Source organism: Endozoicomonas acroporae (assembly GCF_002864045.1).
In the GTDB taxonomy this organism is placed as follows: domain Bacteria; phylum Pseudomonadota; class Gammaproteobacteria; order Pseudomonadales; family Endozoicomonadaceae; genus Endozoicomonas; species Endozoicomonas acroporae.
The window spans coordinates 1-21607 of the sequence record NZ_PJPV01000066.1; the positions used below are offsets into that span (position 1 = coordinate 1).

The following is a 21607-nucleotide window of genomic DNA, read 5'->3' on the forward strand; positions in this document are numbered from 1 at the left end:
TAATAAGCTTCCGGCTATGCCGGAAGTCATTTAACTTCTAAGGCTGGATGTCGTTGCATGGAACTGTCACTTCTGCAGGTTGTTGCTGCCATGGGGGTTGTTGGCCTGGGGGCTCTTGTCCAGGGAACCATCGGCTTTGGCATGGCGGTTGTTGCCGCACCTTTTCTCTATCACATTGATCCTGCCCTGATACCGGGACCGCTGATTTTTTCCGGTATGGCGATCGGGGCGCTTTCTGCCCGACGTTATGCCAGTGAGATCGATGTTGCCATTCTGGGTTATGCCCTGTTGGGTCGGGTACCCGGATCCATGATTGGGGTGTTGATTCTGACGCTGGTCAGTATCCAGCACCTGAGTCTGGTGCTGGGCGGGGCAGTTCTGCTGGCGGTGGTCGGCAGTCTTTTTCCTTATAAACTGAAAACTACGCCATTCACTCTGTTCATTGTCGGCCTGTGCTCCGGGATGATGGGGACGGCGGCCTCCATCGGTGGTCCACCGATGGCGCTGTTGTTACAAAACGAAAGTAGCAACCGGATCAGGGCCAACCTGGCGGTGTTTTTTGTGATTGGCAGCTTTATCTCTCTGGTTATGCTGGGTCTCAATGATCTGTTATCAATCGGGCAGTTAATCTACGGTGTGTGCCTTTTTCCAGCGGTGTTAACCGGCCACTGGCTGGCCAGCAAAATCGCTGCAAAGGTTGAAAAGGAACGGATCCGCCAGATGATGCTGGTGCTGTGCAGTATTTCAGGCATAACCGCTATTCTGTCTGCCGTTTGAAGTGACACCGGGAGAGTGAGAAAGTTGACAGAAATCACTATTTTGGATAGTTTGTCACGCCATGCGCTGATTTGACCTTGGCTTGCGGGCGCATTACAAATTCCGCTAAAAGAAGGGTTTCAATTAAGAATTCCTTATGAAACCACTCTGTTAGCATCAGGGTGGTTTTTTTATGCATATGATTGAATTGAATAACCTGACCAAGGTGTTTGCCGCCGGGGGCACCGAGGTCAAGGCCATTGACGGAGTAAATCTGTCGGTGCCTGAAGGTGCCATCTACGGTGTGATTGGCTCCAGTGGCGCAGGGAAAAGCACGCTGATTCGCTGCGTCAACTTACTGGAGAAACCGACTTCCGGCCAGGTGCTGGTGGATGGTCAGGACCTGACTCTGCTACCAGAGAAATTATTGCGTCAGGCCCGTCACAACATTGGGATGATTTTTCAGCATTTCAATCTGCTGTCCAGCCGCACTGTGTATGATAATGTCGCTCTTCCCCTTGAGTTGGCCGGTGCCAGCAAATCAGAAATAGAACAGTCCGTTCTGCCCCTGCTGGAACTGACCGGGCTGGACTCGAAAAGAAACAGCTACCCTGCCCAGCTGTCCGGCGGTCAGAAACAGCGGGTGGCCATTGCCCGGGCCCTGGCCAGTAAGCCGAAAGTGCTGTTGTGCGATGAAGCCACGTCCGCACTGGACCCGCAGACAACCCGGTCAATTCTTGCCCTGCTGAAAGACATCAACCGTCAGCTTAAGATTACCATTCTGATCATTACCCATGAGATGGATGTGGTGAAAACCATCTGTGATCGAGTGGCCATTATGAGCTTCGGCAAGATCATTGAAGAGAATGAGGTTGAGCAGTTCTTTCTCAACCCCCGGACGGATCTGGCCAAAGAGTTTGTGCGCAGTGCGATTCATGAAAAACCGGTGGCAGAAATTGAAGCCCGGTTCCAGTCTGAGCCTTGCGAAGGTGCCAGGCCGGTGGTGCGCATTACCTTTGTCGGGCAGGGGGTTGTCCAGCCGCTGATTACCAGGGCGGCAAGACAGTTCAATACGGACTTTAATATCCTGCAGGCGGATATTGAAACGGTCAATGAAAAAGCCATGGGCTTTTTGATGGTGGAAATTATGGGTGAGCCTGAAGGCATTGAGCAGTCGCTGCAGTTTCTGCAGGGCTTGCATAACTCACCAGACAATACGGTCCAGGTAGAGGTGATTGGTTATGTCAGCTGATGCATGGTCACTGTTGTTCAAGGCGCTCTGGGAAACCCTCTATATGGTGGCCTTTTCCGGAGGCATCAGCTTTCTGCTCGGTATCCCGCTGGGAGTGCTGCTGTACGTGACCCGGGAAGGACGTATTCTGGAAAACCGCGTTGCTAACCTGGTTCTGGGCGGTATTGTCAATGCCGGACGTTCCATTCCTTTTATTATTCTGATGGTGGCTATCATCCCGTTGACGCGACTGCTGACCGGTACTTCCATTGGTACCACCGCTGCGATTGTGCCACTGACCGTGGCGGCGATCCCGTTTGTTGCCCGCATTGCCGAAGGTGCCTTGAATGAAGTGCCTTCCGGATTGGTGGAGGCCGCCCAGTCCATGGGGGCCAGCCCGTTGCAGATTGTTACCCGGGTGCTGCTGCCGGAGGCCAGGCCCGGGCTGATTAATGGCATGACCATTACGCTGGTAACGCTGGTGAGCTACTCGGCCATGGCCGGTGCCATTGGTGGCGGAGGCCTTGGTGACCTGGGCATCCGTTATGGCTACCAGCGGTTTGATGGGGTCATCATGCTGGCCACGGTGGTGGTGTTGATTGCCCTGGTGCAATTGCTGCAGATGGTGGGTGATCGCCTGCAGCACTATTATGATCGCAGTCACTAATAATCATTTAGGAATTGTCCCGAAATAATTTTGACATTTTGAACTCGCTCTCCGTTCATCCTGAGCTTGTCGAAGGGTGATTGGCACAATACATGAGGCCGGAGTTCACGCCCTTCGACAGGCTCAGGACGAACGTAGTGTTGAAACTCAGAAATGTATAAATTATTCCGGGGTAATTCCTTTTATGGTGGGAAAATCCATCAACACCGCTAATGTTGATGGCATGTTGTTAAAGTCCGGGAGTAATCAATGACTTTTAATATTCTAAAAACAGTAAAAACCCTGGCCAGTTCGGCGGTATTAGCGTTAGCAGCATTGCTGGCAGGCTGTGGTCAGTCGGATGATCCAAATGGTCCGCTGAAGGTGGGGGTGATGGCGGGGCCTGAGGCCGATGTGATGAAAGTGGCGGTAGACATCGCCAGACAGGACCATAACGTGGCTGTGGAGCTGGTGGAGTTCTCTGATTATGTGTCGCCAAACGTAGCGCTGTCGGACGGCAGTATTGATGCCAATGCATTCCAGCACCGCCCTTACCTGGACAGCATGGTGCGTGACCGGGGCTTTAAGCTGGTTGCCGTTGGTAACACCTTTGTTTATCCTATTGCCGCTTACTCAAAGACGTTGAAAGACATCAGTGAGTTGCAGGATGGAGCCAAAATCGCTATTCCCAATGACCCAAGTAATGAAGGCCGCACACTGATTCTTCTGCATCAGCGTGGCTTTATTAAGCTGAATGATGTGAATAACCTGGAAGCAACACCGGCAGATATCATTGAAAATCCCCGTGACTTCCAGTTTATTGAACTGGATGCGGCGCAGCTGCCCCGTTCCCTGGATGATGTGGATATGGCCTTTATCAACAACACCTATGCGGTACCGGCGGGTTACACCCCAACCCGTGATGCCCTGCTGGTGGAAGATAAGGACTCTCCCTATGTGAACATCATTGTCACCCGTGAAGATAATCAGACAGACCCGCGCGTACTGGCCCTGGTTAAGTCGTATCAGACGGATGCGGTTGAAACCAGGGCTGCAAAGCTGTTTAAAGGGAGTTCTGTGGCTGGCTGGAAGTAAATGTTCTACATGCTGGAAGCGGTTTGCTTCCGGCATTATTTATGTTTTATGGCCTTGAGGCCGTTAATCAGCGTTACCCCTTCGTGTAAAGTGACAATCATCTGCCTCTTCTGGGATACTGATACCACTGGCCGGTTGGTTTGCGTTTGCTTTTGCTTAAGACGCTCAAGGTTCTTTATGACTTGTTGAGAAAGATGGTTGACCTTTAGAATCGTTATTTCACTTTCACTTTCACTTTCTTCTCTTGTTTCTTTTTCTATAGAATGGCTTTGTGCAGTTTGGCTGCCAGTGTTGTCACAAGTGACCTCATCCGTATCATCAACAGTTGATTCGTCGCTGTCGTAATCGGTTGATTCATCGCTGTCGTAATCAGTTGATTCGTCGCTGTCGTAATCAGTTGATTCGTCGCTATCATAAACAGTTGACTGGTCGCTGTCGCAAACCGCTGAGTCGTCGGTATTACTGAATGATGGCACATAATCTTTGGCATTTATCTCTAAGAAGGTACTGTGGTTTTCTCGTAACCACTCATTTCTGACGGGCAAAACCTCAGTTTCTGTCGTCATTTTAGTGATTTTACTGGGCTGTAGAGGATCGCATGTAGAATTTGCGAGTCTTTTTTGCGGAGTTACGTTTTCTCTACATGAAGAAGCTTCCACTAAAGGTTCTTTATTGTTCTGGCTGGTTGGCTGTTCAATCCCGGCATCATGCTCAGCATCGTGCTGTGCTGAGGTTCTCTCCAAATCTGATGGTTTCTGCGTATCGGCCGTTTTCTGTTGATTACCTGGCAAACACTGATGATTGTTACCGGAACCTGAAAGCGTAATGTTTACGGCTGAGGAGTCATTTTTTTCTTCGACCCTCAATTTTTTGCGCGGTCGTGGTATGAGTATTTCAGGAATTGGTTTTCGTTTATGTCTTTCAGGTCGACATTTTACAACGGCAAAATCTCTCCATTTGAACAGATCTTTTCTATGAAAGTCCGTAGACATTGCATTTGATAACTCAACCCAAAGCGCCAAAAGGTAATAGGCATTGCGATCCGCTGAAATATTTGGTCCGTCTTTCATTCCCAGGGAAATATCTTGTAGAAACTTGAAGTGATCTCCGTCACTGTTCCTTTGGAAAAAATCCAGGAGTTTTTCTTTCTTTGGCCTGAATTTCCAGACACTTTCCTCAATGAAATCGTGATACTTAAACGCTTTTCCAATCATTTCATAGGCAGCTTCCACCCTGATATTATCAGGCTGGCATATTTTCCTCAGAATGGGTGGAGTGAAAAATTTTTTGACCAGCCTGGGGGTTCTCTGATCTACGGTATTTTTTGTTAAACCAGTGAAACAGAAACGCTTGCCATCCAGAATGTAAATGGTTTGGTCATCCTCTTCACCTGGAGGAATTTTTTTCGAGCCAAAGTGGATATCAACATCCCGAAAGCCAAAGCTCCTGGCCTTTTTCAGTACGTCCTCAACACTGGAAGTAGTTTTGGTAGCAAAGTCCTCGAAAGTTTTGGGTTTGGAATATGTGTGATCAGTAGCAAATGCTTTGCCAGCACTCAGATCCATAATTTTATTCTCTTTAAATAGTCCGGAAAATCTAGCTCTCGACTTTGTGGTTGACAAGGAATCAAAAATGGTTGGAAAGTGGTTTCGCAGTGTGCAGGTTAATCCAGGCAGTACCCGGACGTAGCAGAAGGATTAACCTTCTACCAGGTGGGTAAATGCCGCTAAAGCTTCCGGATCTCCACGTTTGATTTTATTCGCAATGACATAATGGAAAAAGTAATGGAAGTGTTCGTGATCCTGGGCCGCAAACAGGCACTCATCGCCCGGTAGTACCGGTGTGTTTTCGACCTTTTTATCATCGGCCACCATGGCCATGACCCGGCCATCGTTGTACAAACGCCAGCTGGTTACATGAACCAGTACAATCGTTTTAAACTGGTCTTCGGTCAGAATGGCATGGGTGCCGATGGTGTCGGGGATTTCCTGAATAATGACAGCTTCATCCGACTCTATGGGTGGGTAGTAATTGGCCGCGTTTTCCAGTTCCGCAACCTTGTGATCCGGTACGTCAAAAAATGCATGGTCGTGTATCTTGTCAAAGTAACCTTCCCAGTGGCCATTTAATGGGTCATTGAGCTCACGGGCAGGTACCACCTTATTAAGCCAGGGGATAAGGGCATCAACCGTGCCGTCTTTCATCATTGCCCAGCAGAGAATTTTCATGCTGAACAGCTTGCCCGGATTGGCATCATTGCTGTAAAGCATTTCCATACCATCCAGTTCAGGAGCAATGCGCACAATCTGATGAAGGTTAACCTCGTCCAGAGGCTTGCGGGTGAACATATCGATGACATTGCCACTGTTATCATCGGGCTGCTTTTTATCTTCAGGTTCTTTGGCCATGAACAATCCCGGGTAAAGCTGAGTCTGGAAAAAATGAAGGAGTTCATAGCCCATATCGGCATGGTCGTATCATCCTGCACTATTGGTTGCAGTGGTGGGATTGTGTTGCGGAAACAGGAAGGTGTGAATCCTGACGCTGTTTAAAAGACGTTTTGCACCACAAAGGCACAAAGGCACTAAGAAGAGCAGAATACTGGTAAGAGCAAAGATCAAACAAAAAAAATGCTTTTACTTTGTGTCTTTGTGTCTTTGTGGTTAAGACAAAAATATTACTGCAGGAGTATCAAGGCACTGGCCAGGTTCCTGGCGGCCCGAATCAGGTTCTCCTCACCTTTGGCCAGGGCCTCGGTCAGTGGGACTGCACCGTGAACAATCGGGAACAACGCATCAATGCCACAGTCATAGACCGCGTCAACATCGGAACCCACAGAGCCAGCCAGAGCAATCACCGGAAGATTGAACTGTTTGGCAATCCGGGCAACCCCCACGGGTGTTTTTCCCTGTGCGGTTTGTCCATCAATCCGGCCCTCTCCGGTAATCACCAGGTCAGCGCCGATCAGTTTCTCTGCCAGGCCGACGGCGTCCATGACGATGTCAATACCCGGTTTCAGTTCAGCATCCAGAAACGCCAGCAGGGCAGCACCCATGCCTCCGGCAGCGCCTGCTCCGGGCTGTTGCCCAACATCTTTACCAAGGTCCCGATGCAGAATGCTGGCATAGTGTGTCAATGCCTGGTCCAACTGTGCAACCATCTCAGGAGTAGCGCCTTTCTGGGGACCAAACACTGCTGAGGCACCATTGGCTCCGGTAAGTGGATTGTTCACATCGCAGGCCGCAATAAACTCGATGGTCTGCAGTCGTCTATCCATCGAGCCGGTGTCAATGCGACACAGGCGTGACAGCGCTGCACCACCCCGGGGCAGCTCCCGGCCATCAGCATCCAGCAGTTTTACCCCCAATGCCTGCATCATACCTGCACCACCGTCGTTAGTGGCACTGCCGCCAATACCGACGATGATGCGTTTAATGCCCTGGACCAGGGCGCTGAGAATCAACTCTCCGGTCCCCCGGGTGGTACTGACCATCGGGTTGCGTTGATCCCCGGATACCAGCTCAATACCCGAAGCCCCGGCCATCTCAATGACAGCGGTTTCACTACCACCCAGCAGGCCGAAGCAGGCCTGAACGGTCTCTCCCATTGGGCCGGTTACTGCAACATCCATCAGTGTGCCCCCGGTGGCGTCCACCAGTGACTGCAGCGTACCTTCGCCACCGTCGGCAACCGGAACTTTGATGCACTCTGCATCCGGCAAAACCTGCTGCAAGCCGGTTTCAATGGCCTGGGCTACTTTGGCCGCGGTAAGACACTCCTTAAAGGAATCGGGTGCAATAACAATTTTCATAGTCCGTTGGACGATCTGTTGAGTTACAGGCTCCGTAGAGAAGTTTTTATAGAAATAATCGGTTAAACGCAACGCCATTCAGCCTGTCTGCCTGAGGCTGTCTTTTCTACCCAGATATATGGAGTGCTCCATGACAGAATTGAAACTGGACTCATTTGCCGAGGGCTTGCATGTTGCCGTCATCGGAGCCTCCGGTGCCATCGGCAAAGCCATGGTCCATTGGCTGGAGCAGGTACCAACAGTCACCAGAATTTATGCCTTATCACGCAGTGAGCCTGAGTTTGACCAGGTGAATAAAACCGTTTTTCACCCCATGGATCTTCTGGATGAAAACAGTATTGCCAAGGGGGCGGAGCAAATTTCGGAGCCGTTGGACCTGGTCTTAGTCACCACCGGTATCCTCCATGAGGGGGAAGGCCTGAAGCCGGAAAAATCCATCAAGGATTTCCAGCCCGATCACTTTGCCAGAATCTTCGCCGTCAATACCACCGGGCCCGCCATGGTTGCCAAATATTTTCTTCCCAAGCTGGCCAGAAACCGTAAGAATGTGTTTGCCGTGTTATCTGGCAGAGTGGGCAGCATTTCTGATAATCAATTAGGCGGCTGGTATGCCTACCGGGCATCAAAGGCAGCGCTGAATATGATTATTAAAAGTCTTGCTATCGAAATTGCCAGAAAAAACAAATCATCGATTATTGCTGCATTGCATCCGGGCACAGTGGATAGTCATTTGTCCATGCCGTTTCAGTCTGGCGTTCCTGAGGGTAAACTCTTTTCGGCGGACTACTCGGCAGAACGGCTCTTGCATGTGATTGATCAGTTGACACCAGGGGACAGTGGTCACATGTTTGCCTGGGATGGCGAAAAGCTGCCTTTTTGATGGTGCAAAACCTAAGGAGATAAAATGGTTATTATTCACTGGTTTCGTCAGGATCTCAGGTTGTCTGATAACCCCTCTTTGTTTGAGGCGGCTGGCAATGGCCAGGTGCTTCCGGTGTTTATTCTGGATGATCACTCTGCCGGTCAATGGGCTCCCGGCAGGGCTAGCCGCTGGTGGCTGCACCACTCACTGGCAGCATTAAACGACGCTCTGAAAGGCCGACTGCTGGTGCTTCAGGGCGACGCAGCAAAAGTGCTTCCGGAAGTGGCGGCAAAATATAATGTGGATGCCGTTTATTGGAATCGCTGCTATGAACCCTGGCGGATCCAGCGCGATCAGCAAATAAAGAAAGCCCTGCGAAATGACGGGCTGGAAGTCAAAAGCTTCAATGGTTCCCTGCTTTGGGAGCCGTGGACCGTGCTGAAAAAGGATCGCACGCCCTACCGGGTATTTACGCCTTACTATCGCAAAGGGTGCCTGGTAGCTGAACCGCCCAGGGAGCCATTGCCGGTACCGAAAAAAATCCGGTGTGTTGCGACAGCCTCGAAAAGCGACATCAATGACCTTGACCTATTGCCAGCTGGAGGTTTTGTCCCCGCCCATAATCCTGAGTCTGTTGGTGAGGCAAAGCAGGTGCGCTGGGACCATAATCTGTATGCCTACTGGTGTGAGCAGGGCAGAGGGGTCGGTGAGACAGCGGCAAAAAACAAACTTCAGGATTTTCTGGGCGAGGGGCTGAATGGGTATAAAGTAGGGCGTGATTTCCCTGCCAGGCGCAGCATTTCACAACTGTCTGCCCATCTTCATTTTGGCGAGGTATCCCCCAATCAGGTCTGGTACGCGTCGGCGGCTGCAGCAACCGACAGTAATGTGGAGACGGACCTTGACTGTTTTCACTCAGAACTGGGCTGGCGTGAGTTTTCTTACTATCTGCTGTACCACTTCCCAACACTGCCGGAGCAAAATTTTCAGGCAAAGTTTGACGGCTTTCCCTGGGAGGATGATCCTGAAAAACTCAGGCGATGGCAGAAGGGACTGACCGGCATCCCCATTGTCGATGCCGGGATGCGCGAACTCCGGCAAACCGGGTTTATGCACAACCGGGTGAGAATGATTGTCGGCTCATTTCTGGTCAAAAATCTGCTGCAGCCATGGCGGCATGGGGAAGCCTGGTTCTGGGACTGTCTGGTGGACGCTGATCTGTCCAGCAATTCGGCAAGCTGGCAATGGGTGGCGGGTTCAGGTGCGGATGCGGCACCTTATTTCCGGGTTTTTAATCCGGTTACCCAGGGGCAGAAGTTTGATCCTGATGGCGAGTATATACGTCGATATGTACCTGAGCTTTCCGGGTTACCGAATAAGTTTCTGTTTGCGCCCTGGGAAGCCGACGACAATGTCCTTTATCAGGCAGGCGTTATCCTGGGGGAAAATTACCCAGCGCCAGTCGTTGATTTGAAAAAATCCCGGGCCAAAGCGTTAGAGGCATGGCAGGCCATTCGCACTCAATAAGCTTGCCTTGAATAGAAGCATCTTCATTTTGAATAGCTTCTAACTCGTATGAACGCGTTTGTGTCTTTCCAGATTTACCTTTCTGATAAATCCTTTATTGCAAATCTCACATTCATACGGCCTCTCCCCTGTATGAGTGTGTTTGTGTCTTGTCAAACATCCCTTTCTGATAAATCCTTTATTGCAAATCTCACATGTATGCGGCTTCTCCCCTGTATGAGTGAGTTTGTGTATTTCCAGTTCACTCTTCTGGATAAAGCGTTTATCGCAATTCTTACATTCAAACGGTCTCTCCCCCGTATGAATGCGTCGATGTCTTTTCAGATCAGACTGATAATAAAATCTGCTATCACAACCCTCAAACCCACATTTCAATGGCCTGTGACTCAGATGAGTGAGTCGGTGTCTTTTCAGACGATGACTGCTGGTAAATGTTTTACCGCAACCATCGAATAAACATCGATGAGTCTTGCGCTTTTCTGATGGCAGGGCTGCTTTACTGGACTGCAGGAACTGCTGTTCATTAGTTTGTGAATTGTGACCGTAAAACCCAGTCGGGTGATAAAATTCGACATGTTGACTTGCCTGACCTGGCCCTGAAGGCTGTTGACCCTGTTCGCCAGCAACCTGGTTTTCAGGGGTGGTTAATTTGCACATTCTCTCCCTGAGGTCTTGAGCGACAGACCTTTCCTCCCCCTGCTTTGGTTTTATGCCCAAGTCAAGGGGCTGGCCTTGAACTTTTACCTCTCTTTTAGAGGACGTTGTGCCCGATACTGGTTGCTCAGAACTGGCTCTGGTCAATAAATATGAGGCTATAGCCTCAATTTTTGCACCTGAAGCATTTAAATGTGCTGAATTCATGTGTTTATCATTTGTATGATAATCCTCCCGAGAGGCTGACAAATTACTGTCGCCACAGTAGGGTAGTCTATTCTCGGTCAGCCACTTGGCTTCGACATGTTTGTAGGTTTATGGTTCCCGTTCACCGTCGTTCGTTTGATTATATTTAGATACCTGTTTATATATATTAAAATGGTTGCCCTGTAATTTATTCCACGTCTAAAGACGTGTATTTAGCTGGATTAGGTGATCAAAGGGGCATCTGATGAGGTGTCCTCCCTTTGGACATCGTACTGACAAGGAAGTTCTATGAACGTTGATTGTTATAGAGAGCGAAGCTGCTGCGAAAGCTGAAAAACGTTCTTAAGAATTGTCCCGAAATAATTTCCACATTTTGGACTCGATCTCCGTTCATCCTGAGCTTGTCGAAGGGTGATTGGCACAATACATGAGGCCGGAGTTCACGCACTTCGACAGTCTCAGGACGAACGTAGTTTTGAAACTCAGAAATGAGGAAAATATTTCAGGACAGCTCCATAGAGGTGGGTGACTTTACTATTGCTCCAGGTTGAAATTTTGCCGCCAGATTACTGGCGGCCATCTTTATAGTTACAGATTATTAACGGTGTTAAATAAGGTTCTTACTTCAGGATTTTCTGGGCGAGGGGCTGAATGGGTATAAAGTAGGGCGTGATTTCCCTGCCAGGCGCAGCATTTCACAACTGTCTGCCCATCTTCATTTTGGCGAGGTATCCCCCAATCAGGTCTGGTACGCGTCGGCGGCTGCAGCAACCGACAGTAATGTGGAGACGGACCTTGACTGTTTTCACTCAGAACTGGGCTGGCGTGAGTTTTCTTACTATCTGCTGTACCACTTCCTAACACTGCCGGAGCAAAATTTTCAGGCAAAGTTTGACGGCTTTCCCTGGCAGGATGATCCTGAAAAACTCAGGCCATGGCAGAAGGGACTGACCGGCATCCCCATTGTCGATGCCGGGATGCGCGAACTCCGGCAAACCGGGTTTATGCAGCACAACCGGGTGAGAATGATTGTCGGCTCATTTCTGGTCAAAAATCTGCTGCAGCCATGGCGGCATGGGGAAGCCTGGTTCTGGGACTGCCTGGTGGACGCTGATCTGTCCAGCAATTCGGCAAGCTGGCAATGGGTGGCGGGTTCAGGTGCGGATGCGGCACCTTATTTCCGGGTTTTTAATCCGGTTACCCAAGGGCAGAAGTTTGATCCTGATGGCGAGTATATACGTCGATATGTACCTGAGCTTTCCGGGTTACCGAATAAGTTTCTGTTTGCGCCCTGGGAAGCCGACGACAATGTCCTTTATCAGGCAGGCGTTATCCTGGGGGAAAATTACCCAGCGCCAGTCGTTGATTTGAAAAAATCCCGGGCCAAAGCGTTAGAGGCATGGCAGGCCATTCGAACTTAATCAAATAGAAGCATCTTCATTTTGAATAGCTTCTAACGCAAATGGCTTCTAACTCGTTTAAACGCGTTTGGGGCCTTCCAGATTTTGCTTTGTAGTAAATCCTTTATCGTAAATCTCACATTCATGCGGCCTCTTCCTTGTATGAGTGTGTCTGTGTCTTACCAGATTTGCCTTTCTGATAAATCCTTTATTGCAAATCTCACACTCATGCGGCCTCTCCCCTGTATGAGTGCGTATGTGCCTTTCCAGATCACACTTCTGGGTAAAGCTGTTAATGCACCTATCACATTTAAATGGTCTCTCTCCCGTATGAATGCGTAGATGTCTTTTCAGATGATTATTGCTGGTAAATGCTTTACCACAACCATCCACTAAACATCGATGAGTCTTGCGCTTTTCTAATGGTAGGGCTGCTTTACTGGATTGCTGGAGCTGCTGTTCATTAGTTTGTGAATTTTGACCGTAAAACCCAGTCGGGTGATAAAATTCGACACGTTGACTTGGTTGACCTGACCCTGAAGGCTGTTGACCCTGTCTGCCTGCAATCTGGTTTTCAAGGGTGGTTAATTTGCACATTCTCTCCCTGAGGTCTTGAGCGACAGACCTTTCCTCCCCCTGCTTTCGTTTTATGCCCAGATCAAGAGGCTGGCCTTGAACTCTTACCTCTCTGTTAGAGGACGTTGTGCCCGATACTGGTTGCTCAGAACTGGCCCTGGCCAATAAATATGAGGCTATAGCCTCAATTTTTGCACCTGAAGCATTTAAATGTGCTGAATTCATGTGTTTATCATTTGTATGATAATCCTCCCGGGAGGCTGACCAATCTACTGTCTTCACAGTAGGGCAGTCTATTCTCGGTCAGCAACTTGGCTTTGACATATTTGTAGGTTTAGGGTTCCCGTTTCCAATCGTTCATTTGATTATATTCAGATACCTGTTTATATATTAAAAATGATTATCCTGTCATTTATTACACGTCTTAAGGCGTGTATTTAGCTGGATTAGATGATCAAAGGGGCATTTGATGAGATGTCTTCACTTGGGACATCGTACTGACAGGCAAGTTTAATGAACGTTGATTGTTATAGAGAGCGAAGCTGCTGCGAAACCTGACAACAATCCTCTAGGTGGGTGGCTTTTCTATTGCTCCAGGCTTAAATTGTGCCACCAGATTACTGGCGGCCATCTTTATAGTTACAGATTATCAACGGTGTTAAATAAGGTTCTTAATTGTGCATCAAGTTCGTTAAAGTGACCAATGTCCGCCTTTGGCGCTTTTCCACCGGGTTCTGGTACATATTTGAGATTGCAAATGTCCCTGAAGTAAGGGGCATCAAATTCAAAACGATTTTTCAGTTGATGACCGCAGAGTTGCCATTTGTCCTTGTCAGCAGATTTGGTAGCAATCAGCTGGTTAATTTTAGATCTTAAATAATCAATTGGTTTAACTGAGTCATAAAGCTGATATTTTCTAGGACGAGTAGTATGGATCAACGATTCAAGCGGTTGCTTAAATTCTTTTAGAATATTGATAAACTCAACATTGTTTGGTTGAGAATCTGGCGGAATATCAAAGAATTTATCACTAAAACCTAAATCCAGAGTGTTGTTAACTGCCTTTAAAATGATAATATCCTTGTCAATGTTTTTCCTTTTTATTTTTGCAGGATCAACCTTAAGATTGCTGGAAATAATGTTTTTGGCAATAAAGATATAGTAGGCCTTTATTTTTAACTCTTCTAAAAGATTCAAGTAAAGGTTCAGGCAGTTTGTAAATGAGGTGTGCAAATTCTCAAGCACATCATCTTCTAGCTGTTCAGTTGAAACCGTGTCAGTTGAAACCGTACGTGAGTCGAGGGTTTTGTTGGGAACTTGACTCTGTTCGGGGTTGTCTGATCTACCGGACAGGTAATTAAAGGCAGACGAAATCGCCTTTACGACCCTGCCGAAGCAATGGCCGATCAGTTTAAACGGAGCTTTAATCGCCTCAATCAATATATTACCGGCGGAAGCTGCAATTTCAGAAATACTTTTCATAGCTTGTTTTCCCTAAGTTATTTTCCATTGTCGAAGACTGAAATTTCAATAAATTTCCTGCAATGCACCGATAGAGATGCAATTGTTAAATTCTTTGGACATCGTTCTGATAAGAAAGTTCCATGAAAGTTGATTCATCAGAGATTATCAATGGTGTCAAATAAGTCGCTTAATCGCGCTTCGAGATAGATAAATTGACCGCTGTCCGCCTCTGGAGCTCTCGCACCGGGTTCTGGTACATATTTGAGAGCGCAAAGTTCCCTGATGTAAGGCTCATCGGAGGCAAATTGCTCCTTCAGTCTTTCACCACAGCGTTGCCATTTATCCTTGTCGGCACAGGTTGTTTTCTCTTGGCTATTTTTCATATGGTTAGATACTTAAGTGGGTATCTGATGCAATAACTATCTATATAGCTTCATATTTTGAATCAGGGAACTTTTGGATAACTTTTCGACTCATAATATAAGATAAATGAATAACTAAAATAATTAACAAGTAAGGATAAACTGATGCCTCCATGTTTAAAAGTAAACTTAACCGTAAACATATCGCTTCCTTCAACCTCTGGTTTGAACTATGAAATGAATCAAACCGATCACACGGGTTATTTTCCGGGACTCGGCAAAACCTGCGCTGGCCGCATTGATGATAAACTGGCAGTTATGGGCAAGCCTCCCTCTTGCGATTATCCAGGGGGTGTTAAACTTGCTGATCGAACAACGGCTGAAAACAGTAACATGACCTCCCGGCTCACAAATGTGGTACTGCAGACAAGTCGAGGAAAAGAAACGCTCAGTAATAAAGTGCTGCTGGAAAGGATGTTGCTTGCAGAAGATCCCTGCTCAGAAACTCAACTCAAAACAAGTCTTGGCTTCTTTAAGAAGTTCAAGCAAGATCGATTGGTAAAAAAGGCAGTGAGTGATTTCTTCAAAAATTCAAACCATTTTTCGCCTGTTGACTTAGTTTGCGATGCACTGCCACAAGCCGAACAGTTGATGGCTACGTTTGTCCAAACGCAATCTGCTCAAAGGCTGTACAGAAAAGCCGTTGCGAATAACCTGGTGAACCTTGAAAGTATTTTGAGAAAGGCGGGTGTGGATATCAATTATCAAAGCCCTAAAAGTGGTAACACACCAATAATGGCCGCAGCCCGGGCAAAACACTGGGAAATGGTTAGTTTATTGCTCGATAAAAAAACCTGCGTGGATACACACAATAAATCTGATTATCATTTATTGGAAATAATTTTTTGTGCCAGGGATAAGAAAAAGATTACCGATAAGCAGCAATATGATCTTACTTTAAAAGTGCTTAAGCGTCAGCCTGATGCCAGGATTAAGGTTGCACAAGGCAAGGAGGAAATGCTACTTGCCCTTTATGCCTTTAAATATGCAATCTCGGAAAAGAATTGGCAATTATGCGATGCTTTGCTGGAACAAAACGAATTTCTGGTCACCGAATTACAACAAGAACCGATAAGATCCAAGATTATCATGGATGTAGTGACGGGCTATTATGATCGGCCAATAACAACGAAGTATCTGGCTAATTTGAAAAATAGTAAAGGGCAGCCATTGTTAAATCTCAACTGTAAGACAGCTCGTGGTGAAACACTCCTGATGCTGGCATTAAAAGGAGGCAAATCCCAGACTGTGATATCCCTTCTTAGTACCCCAGGTGGTGTACAAAATATTAATGACACCGTCTATTTTGAATCGAGAAGTCCTCATAGGTGGTCAGCATATACTTATGCTCATTACTACAGTGAATACTATCAAAACCGCTATCTCCTCAATTTGCTAGAGCGTTGTGGAGCATCGCCGATACGTGCCAGTTGTTTGAAAAAAAGGCCACCACCAGATAATAACCATGGTCATTCCTACCGTTTCGGTGTCCTTGTCCTTGATGATTGTGATGGCGGTGGCGGTGGCGGTGGCGGCTGTGATGGCGGTGGCGATGGAGGTTGTTAGTTTTTTTTCGATAAAACTGTGATGATACTCAGGTTATTTTGAACTGGTGATTTAGACCGTGAGTCATAAAAACTCAGGTGCCAGATCTTTTACGGAGAGAGACCTGACGCCTGATTTCATTTGGCTAACTACTCAGGCTGGGATCACCTGCGCCTACTAATTCAGACAACTCCATGCCTGTATCAGGGTTAGCGGTGGAAAAACGCTGACTTATGGTTTCTTTGATCCGGGTAAGCGGATAGATGGCCAACGCTTTACCTTTTAACCCTTGCTGGTAGCCCTGGTACCACTGGTACAGGGCATAAAGGGTCACACCACCGGCAATCATCCCCCCTGCCACAAGGCCGGTGGTCAGGGCTGTTGGAAATTCAACGTCAACTTCCTCGCTGTTATTATGCAGGGCAGAAGCCGTGCTGTTGATGGTCCCGTTACCGGCCGCAACAGATAATGACGATCCATTTTGCCGGGAGGGTATTACGGTTGACGACAAGTGTTTAATGGTGGCTGGTATCCGATCACGGGTGGCTACAGTACCGATGTCGGCTATTTTGGAGGGCTCAGAGTCGGCTCTGTCGGTTGCGGGGCAACTGGCATTATCGCAGGCTAGATTTACCGTGTTGCTGATACCATCAGCAAAACTGGTTAACTTAGTATTGCAGGCAACTGTGCCGGAAAAGTTACGACGAGGATCACCAGCTGCTATGCCGGCGCGATACCCTGTGATTTCACTGCTGCAGTCCCTGGTATCGCTGATCCTGCCAAAGTTATCCTGGTGACCGGCAGCAACGCCGACCGCCGCACTTCCTGTATAACTGTTCGTTTTTTCCCCGGCGAATAGTTCACATTTAATGGCGGTTGTTCGGTGGACTGTGGTGTCAGCAGCGTTAAACGCCACAGCAATTGCAACGGAACTGTTGTTCGTTTCAGCAGTGATTAACGTCCCGTCGGCAGTTGTGTTATGAATATTACAACCGTCGGCAAAAGCCGCAGCAACGGCCGCATGGCCTCCCGAACCTTCTCGAAAGCTGCTGTACAAGTCCAGATCAGATTCGACGTCTTGGGTGTGTTTGATGGTGCTATTGTGACAATCTGCGGTAACGATACCAACATGTACTGGTAATAAAGAGTTAGCGGTTGCCTTCAGGTGGTTGTCGTGGGTGCTAGTATGCAGCACTATGCATTGACGGGCATCAGCAACCACCATTGCGATGCGTCCATCAATTATTAAGGAATCATATTGAATTTTGTTTTGCCCTTGGGTCAGCGTATCTTCAATATGGGCAAACTCGGCCCTGCCGACAACACCACCGATATTGGCCGAGAAAATGCCCGAAGAGCTATTAATGCTGTTATCACTCAACGTTGAGTTCTTAACGACCACACTGTTATGTTCGTTACCAACCATTTTCCCTGCGATCAGGCCGATGTTGATATTGGTCTCGGCGCTCAAGGTACGCCAGCCACTGCCAGTTCCTGAGAGGTTTACCGTGCAGTCTTTAACCTGGTTGCTGTCGATGGTGGCTGTATCCAGCGCTTGCCCGGCCAGCATGCCGACGTCAATGGCACTGCCCTGAATAGTAATATTGGCGTTGTTGATCTGGTTGTCCCTGAGTTCGGCGCTGTCGTTCATCTTGCCCGCTAGCATCCCCAGCTGTCTGTGTTGTTTTACCCAGGGTTTTTCAGCTGTGACCTTGATCGTTGAATTTTCTACGAGGATGTTTTCCTGCCTTGAGTTTCCTGACATGGTACAGGCAACGAATGCCGTACTGCCCGCGTCGTCAGTCCCGGGCAGCCCTGCGCGTTCAATATGGCCATAAGTAATTGTGAGATTGCGTACTGCTCCATTGCCCTCCAGGCTGTTAAACAGGCAGCCCTTCAGGTTGCTGATGGTCTTGCCGTTACCGTTGTACTCACCGGTGAAGTGCGAGATAGGCGAGTGGTTGCCAGCATCAATATTAGTGGTCTGTGTGTAGGTACCATTGGCTGGATAACAGGGCTCCTTCTCCTTCCCGACTTTGGCCAGGACTGCGGCTCTATCAACAGGAATCGGCTCGCCCTTGCAGCCTGGCGGGACGGTTGAGGTTGGCGAGGTGGGTGTTGAACTTGTGTCAGGACTGCTGGCCCGCGTTGTTGGTTTGTTACTGCCAGTAGTGTTGGCTGTGGCCGAACCATGAGTGCTGGCGCTACCCTCTGAAGAAGCCCCGTCACAACCGGGCAGGCTGGCCAGCGCCATACAGGCCATGGCCAGTTGATTAATGGTATTCAGATAGCTATTGGCCGGTATGGTTTTCTGGACCAGGCGCAGGGCCAGCTCTTTGGGTTGAATATTCAGTTGTATCCATGGGGTATCCGGCTGATCAGGCCCTTGATGGGGGGCAAAGCCCGGATGGATGGATTTAGCTATCAACTTACTGACATTCCAGTAGCGTGACCAGCCAGAAGCCTGCTCCGGGCCGGGGTTGCTATCAGTGCCAGCCGAATCAGACGTTGGCGTCAGGGTTATGCAGGAAGTGAGTACAGGGGGCATTGCAGGGATTCCGGGTTAACAAGATTCTGATTACAAAAGTAGATAAAAATGAGAATGATTGTTTTTTAATTTTACAATTCCGGAATTGTTCAGCGTTCTTGCTGTCGATGTCCCGGGACGGCTGTAGAGCAGAAACGGGCAATCAGTGAAGCTATTTCGTTCTCTGGCCGCAGGAGGCATCAAAGCCATACACGGTTTCAATGCAATTGATGGGATTATTGAGTGGCCTCCAGACTCCGTTCGTCTTGAGCGGAGTCGAAAGGCGTAAGCTCCATACTCTGAATACTGTGCCAATCATCAAACTCATTGAAATGATGTATTAAGGTGTTGCTTTGACGGTTTTGTCTTTTAACAGATAATTGTTGGAAATCACTTTAAAAGAGATTCTTTCCTCCGGGTCGTTGCCGTCAAATACATAGACCAGACCTTCTCGTTTTCTCTTATTGTTTACCTTTGATTTTCCGTTAGCATCCACTAATACCTCATCAATAGTTGCAGCCAGTTCCTTGTTATTGGAAACAACAGGGCAGGTGGGTAACCCTATTTCCTGGCATATTTTTTCCATTTCAGCCTTTTTTATATATGACTGTTTGTCAATATCATAAATATTAAACACAAAAAGCTCATGTTCCTTGAGATCGTATGGATTAGCTTCTATTTTGTGACCGACGACTTCAGCCTGGATCGCTATATTTTTTCCCAGGCTCCTGAGTTTTGCTTCAATGTCATTCTTACTGGCTACCTTGCCTAGTGGGTGATCTCTATCTGTTTTCAGTTCGTAGTTCTTTGAGCAAATACCGAAATCGTTATTTCTTAAGTAAAATGTTGAACTTGTTCCGTCCAGTTTCTCTGAGACATAGAAATTTTTATCTTTGAAGGAACCAAATTCAGAATGCAGGTTTTGTATTCTTTTTTCATCGGTCTTTGGAATAAAAAAGGGAAAGTAACCTTTGATAAAGTCACGGTCCGATAAGCTTCCCGGCCGCTCATATTTTTTAATATCGAGTTTTGCGGTTACATCATCCCCCACATTGACAGTTATATCATTTCCCAATATTGAAAGAGGCAGAACCAGGCCTTGTGACAGCTGACCACGGAGTTTGATGGTTCTCAGGCGATAACCTTCACTGCCATCTGGTAAGACTATATGGGAGGATTTACTGAGAAACTCGAACTCATCCCTGACCGGCAAGACGCTGTCAATTTCGCAAAAAATAACCGATTGCCCTGGTTTAAATTCGGATTTTTCAACAATCACTTTCCAGCCATCGACCGTAGCAACTTCAATTTTATCAGCATTTTTAATAGGTTGTATTTCTGAAATGGTTCTAATGGTTGCTAACTTTCTTACATCATCAGAGATGCCCGTATTGGCCAATGGCTGGGGAGCGTCAGACTGACTTGCCGCAATCGAACGATCAGTAATAGACGTTGAATCTTTTGCAATGTCTTGTGCAATACCCGGGGGCTCCGTGTTGACCGGTGGCAATTGTGGTAAAAATTCACCTTTCTGACCAGAATCAGCTACGGTCTTGCCAGAAAAAGTCGAATTGTTTGCAGAAGCATTGTTATCAATATTCGATTGCACGGAATCACTGCCGGAAATAGTAAAGTTTGCAGCACCTCTGCTGAGGCTATCGGAGGGCAAGGACACTGGCTAATACTCCTGATAATTAATTGATCGGGTTTTCCGAGTATTCTGACCATTTGCATTAATAAAAGTTTCCTTTCCATGCCGTTGGGATCAATTTCAGACAGCCTCCTAGTTAATCTGTAACGCCGGTGCTTTGCCACATTGATCCAGAAATTCAGCCCAGATGGTGGTATGGTGCTTAATGCTCTGTTCCAGCTGATACCAGGGGCTGTGAATGTTTGACGCTTGCGTGATCAGGCTGAGATAGCGTTGAATGTCATCCCGGGGTGCAGCTGGCAAGAGGGAGAGCAGACGCCTGAAGTCATTCCGGATAATGATTCCTTCCTGATCAACCCTGGCAAGATAGGGCTGAATCTTTTCCCGATAAAACAGTCGAAAGACATTGTGTAGCCTTTCTGCTTCAGCAGGGTCAGCAGCGGGGCAAACAGGCCCTTTTGCCAGACGAAGCTGCAGTATATTGGCAGCATGGTTTAGCGTCTGACTTAACAGGGCGGCGGAGTAGATGAGTTCTCCCAGGTACCGGCTGGCGGTAACCTGTTGCAAGTGACGTTCCAGATCAGTGGCGGTATAGGGGGGCTCAAGTAATTGATCGGGCAGTAATCGGGTGAGGTAGTTAAGTGCTTCGCGGGTTCCCCGGAAACTCGACTGATCGTCAATGGCGAGCAACCTGCCCTGACTGTGCAACTGTTTGCTGAATTCAGTATTGGCAAATACCAGGTTCCACTCAATGGCTGGAAACGTTGCCAGTTTTTCGCTGAGTATCTCTTGCAGTTTGGCAATGACTTCCAGGTTGTCATTGGTTTGTTGTAAAGAGCCGATGCATTGGGGAATCAATGATAACAGGGTTTTCTCATAGAAGTAGTGTTGCGAGGGGAGCATCTGCTTGCCCAGGCTGCTGTTTCTGTAGGCCACAGCCTGACTGAGGGCAGGGCATTTGAGCAAATCCAGTGCTTCCAGTGCTTTTATACGGAGATCGGGTGCCGGGTAAGCGCGCTGTCTTAACGGGGGCAGCGTGGGGATAGCGACCTCTGGTTCAGGGATATCGACACCGGTAACCCGGCTGAGTCGATGGGGGTATTCCTCAAGAAAATACTCAGGCGAGGTGTGGTCTGAGCATCCGGATAGCACCAGGGCAAAGACAAATAACAGGGTTGGAAACCGGTCTACCGTTATCTTGATCACTGGACCCTCAGGCAGGGATGCTGTTTT

The 21607-nt window shown here is 48.0% G+C and carries 16 protein-coding genes and 1 riboswitch; of the genes, 8 read left to right on the forward strand and 8 right to left on the reverse strand.

Annotated features, from left to right (window positions below):
- Positions 1-57: 57 nt before the first annotated feature.
- The 4 genes from CX664_RS11325 (at position 58) to CX664_RS11340 (ending at position 3728) form a co-directional block, all read left to right on the forward strand.
- A complete protein-coding gene (locus CX664_RS11325) occupies positions 58-777 on the forward strand; it encodes a sulfite exporter TauE/SafE family protein (RefSeq protein WP_101746841.1) in 720 nt (239 codons plus the stop codon).
- Between the two features lie 53 nt (positions 778-830).
- Positions 831-906, forward strand: a riboswitch (SAM riboswitch).
- A gap of 49 nt (positions 907-955) precedes the next feature.
- On the forward strand, positions 956-2008 hold the full coding sequence (locus CX664_RS11330) for a methionine ABC transporter ATP-binding protein (protein WP_101746897.1): 1053 nt from the start codon (positions 956-958) through the stop codon (positions 2006-2008).
- Positions 1998-2654 carry a methionine ABC transporter permease gene (locus CX664_RS11335; RefSeq protein WP_101746842.1) on the forward strand — a complete coding sequence of 219 codons (657 nt, stop codon included), beginning with the start codon at positions 1998-2000 and terminating at the stop codon, positions 2652-2654. The genes CX664_RS11330 and CX664_RS11335 overlap by 11 nt, the downstream gene beginning before the upstream one ends.
- Before the next feature lie 249 nt (positions 2655-2903).
- Positions 2904-3728, forward strand: coding sequence for a MetQ/NlpA family ABC transporter substrate-binding protein (locus CX664_RS11340; protein ID WP_101746843.1), 825 nt, complete (start codon positions 2904-2906; stop codon positions 3726-3728).
- A 35-nt stretch (positions 3729-3763) separates the two neighbouring features.
- On the opposite strand, the gene CX664_RS11345 is transcribed toward CX664_RS11340, so the two are convergent.
- The 3 genes from CX664_RS11345 to CX664_RS11355 form a co-directional block, all read right to left on the reverse strand.
- Positions 3764-5293, reverse strand: a complete 1530-nt coding sequence (locus CX664_RS11345) for a hypothetical protein (protein WP_101746844.1) — start codon at positions 5291-5293, stop codon at positions 3764-3766.
- Positions 5294-5425: 132 nt separating this feature from the next.
- Entirely contained in the window at positions 5426-6136 is a 711-nt protein-coding gene (locus CX664_RS11350) for a hypothetical protein (protein ID WP_101746898.1), read from the reverse strand.
- Positions 6137-6405: 269 nt separating this feature from the next.
- Positions 6406-7539 (reverse strand): glycerate kinase, encoded by a 1134-nt coding sequence (locus tag CX664_RS11355; RefSeq protein ID WP_101746899.1) that lies wholly within the window; start codon positions 7537-7539, stop codon positions 6406-6408.
- 130 nt (positions 7540-7669) lie between these two features.
- Between CX664_RS11355 and CX664_RS11360 the strand changes: the two genes are divergently transcribed.
- From CX664_RS11360 to CX664_RS11375, 3 genes are all read left to right on the forward strand, one after another.
- The gene (locus CX664_RS11360; RefSeq protein ID WP_101746845.1) at positions 7670-8419 is read left to right on the forward strand and encodes an SDR family NAD(P)-dependent oxidoreductase; all 750 of its coding nucleotides are present in this window, start codon (positions 7670-7672) and stop codon (positions 8417-8419) included.
- A gap of 24 nt (positions 8420-8443) precedes the next feature.
- Positions 8444-9928 (forward strand): cryptochrome/photolyase family protein, encoded by a 1485-nt coding sequence (locus CX664_RS11365; protein ID WP_101746846.1) that lies wholly within the window; start codon positions 8444-8446, stop codon positions 9926-9928.
- Positions 9929-11571: 1643 nt separating this feature from the next.
- The gene (locus CX664_RS11375; protein WP_244910651.1) at positions 11572-12210 is read left to right on the forward strand and encodes a cryptochrome/photolyase family protein; all 639 of its coding nucleotides are present in this window, start codon (positions 11572-11574) and stop codon (positions 12208-12210) included.
- Between the two features lie 1194 nt (positions 12211-13404).
- Here the strand turns inward: CX664_RS11375 and CX664_RS11380 are convergent.
- Together CX664_RS11380 and CX664_RS11385 are read right to left on the reverse strand one after the other, a co-directional pair.
- The gene (locus CX664_RS11380; protein WP_101746848.1) at positions 13405-14247 is read right to left on the reverse strand and encodes a hypothetical protein; all 843 of its coding nucleotides are present in this window, start codon (positions 14245-14247) and stop codon (positions 13405-13407) included.
- A 137-nt stretch (positions 14248-14384) separates the two neighbouring features.
- On the reverse strand, positions 14385-14612 hold the full coding sequence (locus CX664_RS11385; RefSeq protein ID WP_101746849.1) for a hypothetical protein: 228 nt from the start codon (positions 14610-14612) through the stop codon (positions 14385-14387).
- A gap of 144 nt (positions 14613-14756) precedes the next feature.
- Between CX664_RS11385 and CX664_RS11390 the strand changes: the two genes are divergently transcribed.
- On the forward strand, positions 14757-16217 hold the full coding sequence (locus CX664_RS11390) for an ankyrin repeat domain-containing protein (RefSeq protein ID WP_101746850.1): 1461 nt from the start codon (positions 14757-14759) through the stop codon (positions 16215-16217).
- Positions 16218-16341: 124 nt separating this feature from the next.
- Here the strand turns inward: CX664_RS11390 and CX664_RS11395 are convergent, their stop codons facing one another.
- The 3 genes from CX664_RS11395 to CX664_RS11405 all read right to left on the reverse strand — a co-directional run bounded on the left by CX664_RS11395 (position 16342) and on the right by CX664_RS11405 (position 21580).
- Positions 16342-18744 (reverse strand): M26 family metallopeptidase, encoded by a 2403-nt coding sequence (locus CX664_RS11395; protein ID WP_101746851.1) that lies wholly within the window; start codon positions 18742-18744, stop codon positions 16342-16344.
- 319 nt (positions 18745-19063) lie between these two features.
- Positions 19064-20398, reverse strand: coding sequence for an RNA ligase (ATP) (locus CX664_RS11400; protein ID WP_101746852.1), 1335 nt, complete (start codon positions 20396-20398; stop codon positions 19064-19066).
- A gap of 108 nt (positions 20399-20506) precedes the next feature.
- Entirely contained in the window at positions 20507-21580 is a 1074-nt protein-coding gene (locus CX664_RS11405) for a DUF3080 family protein (RefSeq protein ID WP_180966465.1), read from the reverse strand.
- Positions 21581-21607 lie beyond the last annotated feature (27 nt).

Bases quoted from the DNA above. Each gene is read 5' to 3' on its own strand.
- CX664_RS11325 (WP_101746841.1), top strand. From the start codon at position 58: ATGGAACTGTCACTTCTGCAGGTTGTTGCTGCCATGGGGGTTGTTGGC.
- CX664_RS11330 (WP_101746897.1), top strand. From the start codon at position 956: ATGATTGAATTGAATAACCTGACCAAGGTGTTTGCCGCCGGGGGCACC.
- CX664_RS11335 (WP_101746842.1), top strand. From the start codon at position 1,998: ATGTCAGCTGATGCATGGTCACTGTTGTTCAAGGCGCTCTGGGAAACC.
- CX664_RS11340 (WP_101746843.1), top strand. From the start codon at position 2,904: ATGACTTTTAATATTCTAAAAACAGTAAAAACCCTGGCCAGTTCGGCG.
- CX664_RS11345 (WP_101746844.1), bottom strand. From the start codon at position 5,293: ATGGATCTGAGTGCTGGCAAAGCATTTGCTACTGATCACACATATTCC.
- CX664_RS11350 (WP_101746898.1), bottom strand. From the start codon at position 6,136: ATGGCCAAAGAACCTGAAGATAAAAAGCAGCCCGATGATAACAGTGGC.
- CX664_RS11355 (WP_101746899.1), bottom strand. From the start codon at position 7,539: ATGAAAATTGTTATTGCACCCGATTCCTTTAAGGAGTGTCTTACCGCG.
- CX664_RS11360 (WP_101746845.1), top strand. From the start codon at position 7,670: ATGACAGAATTGAAACTGGACTCATTTGCCGAGGGCTTGCATGTTGCC.
- CX664_RS11365 (WP_101746846.1), top strand. From the start codon at position 8,444: ATGGTTATTATTCACTGGTTTCGTCAGGATCTCAGGTTGTCTGATAAC.
- CX664_RS11380 (WP_101746848.1), bottom strand. From the start codon at position 14,247: ATGAAAAGTATTTCTGAAATTGCAGCTTCCGCCGGTAATATATTGATT.
- CX664_RS11385 (WP_101746849.1), bottom strand. From the start codon at position 14,612: ATGAAAAATAGCCAAGAGAAAACAACCTGTGCCGACAAGGATAAATGG.
- CX664_RS11390 (WP_101746850.1), top strand. From the start codon at position 14,757: ATGCCTCCATGTTTAAAAGTAAACTTAACCGTAAACATATCGCTTCCT.
- CX664_RS11395 (WP_101746851.1), bottom strand. From the start codon at position 18,744: ATGCCCCCTGTACTCACTTCCTGCATAACCCTGACGCCAACGTCTGAT.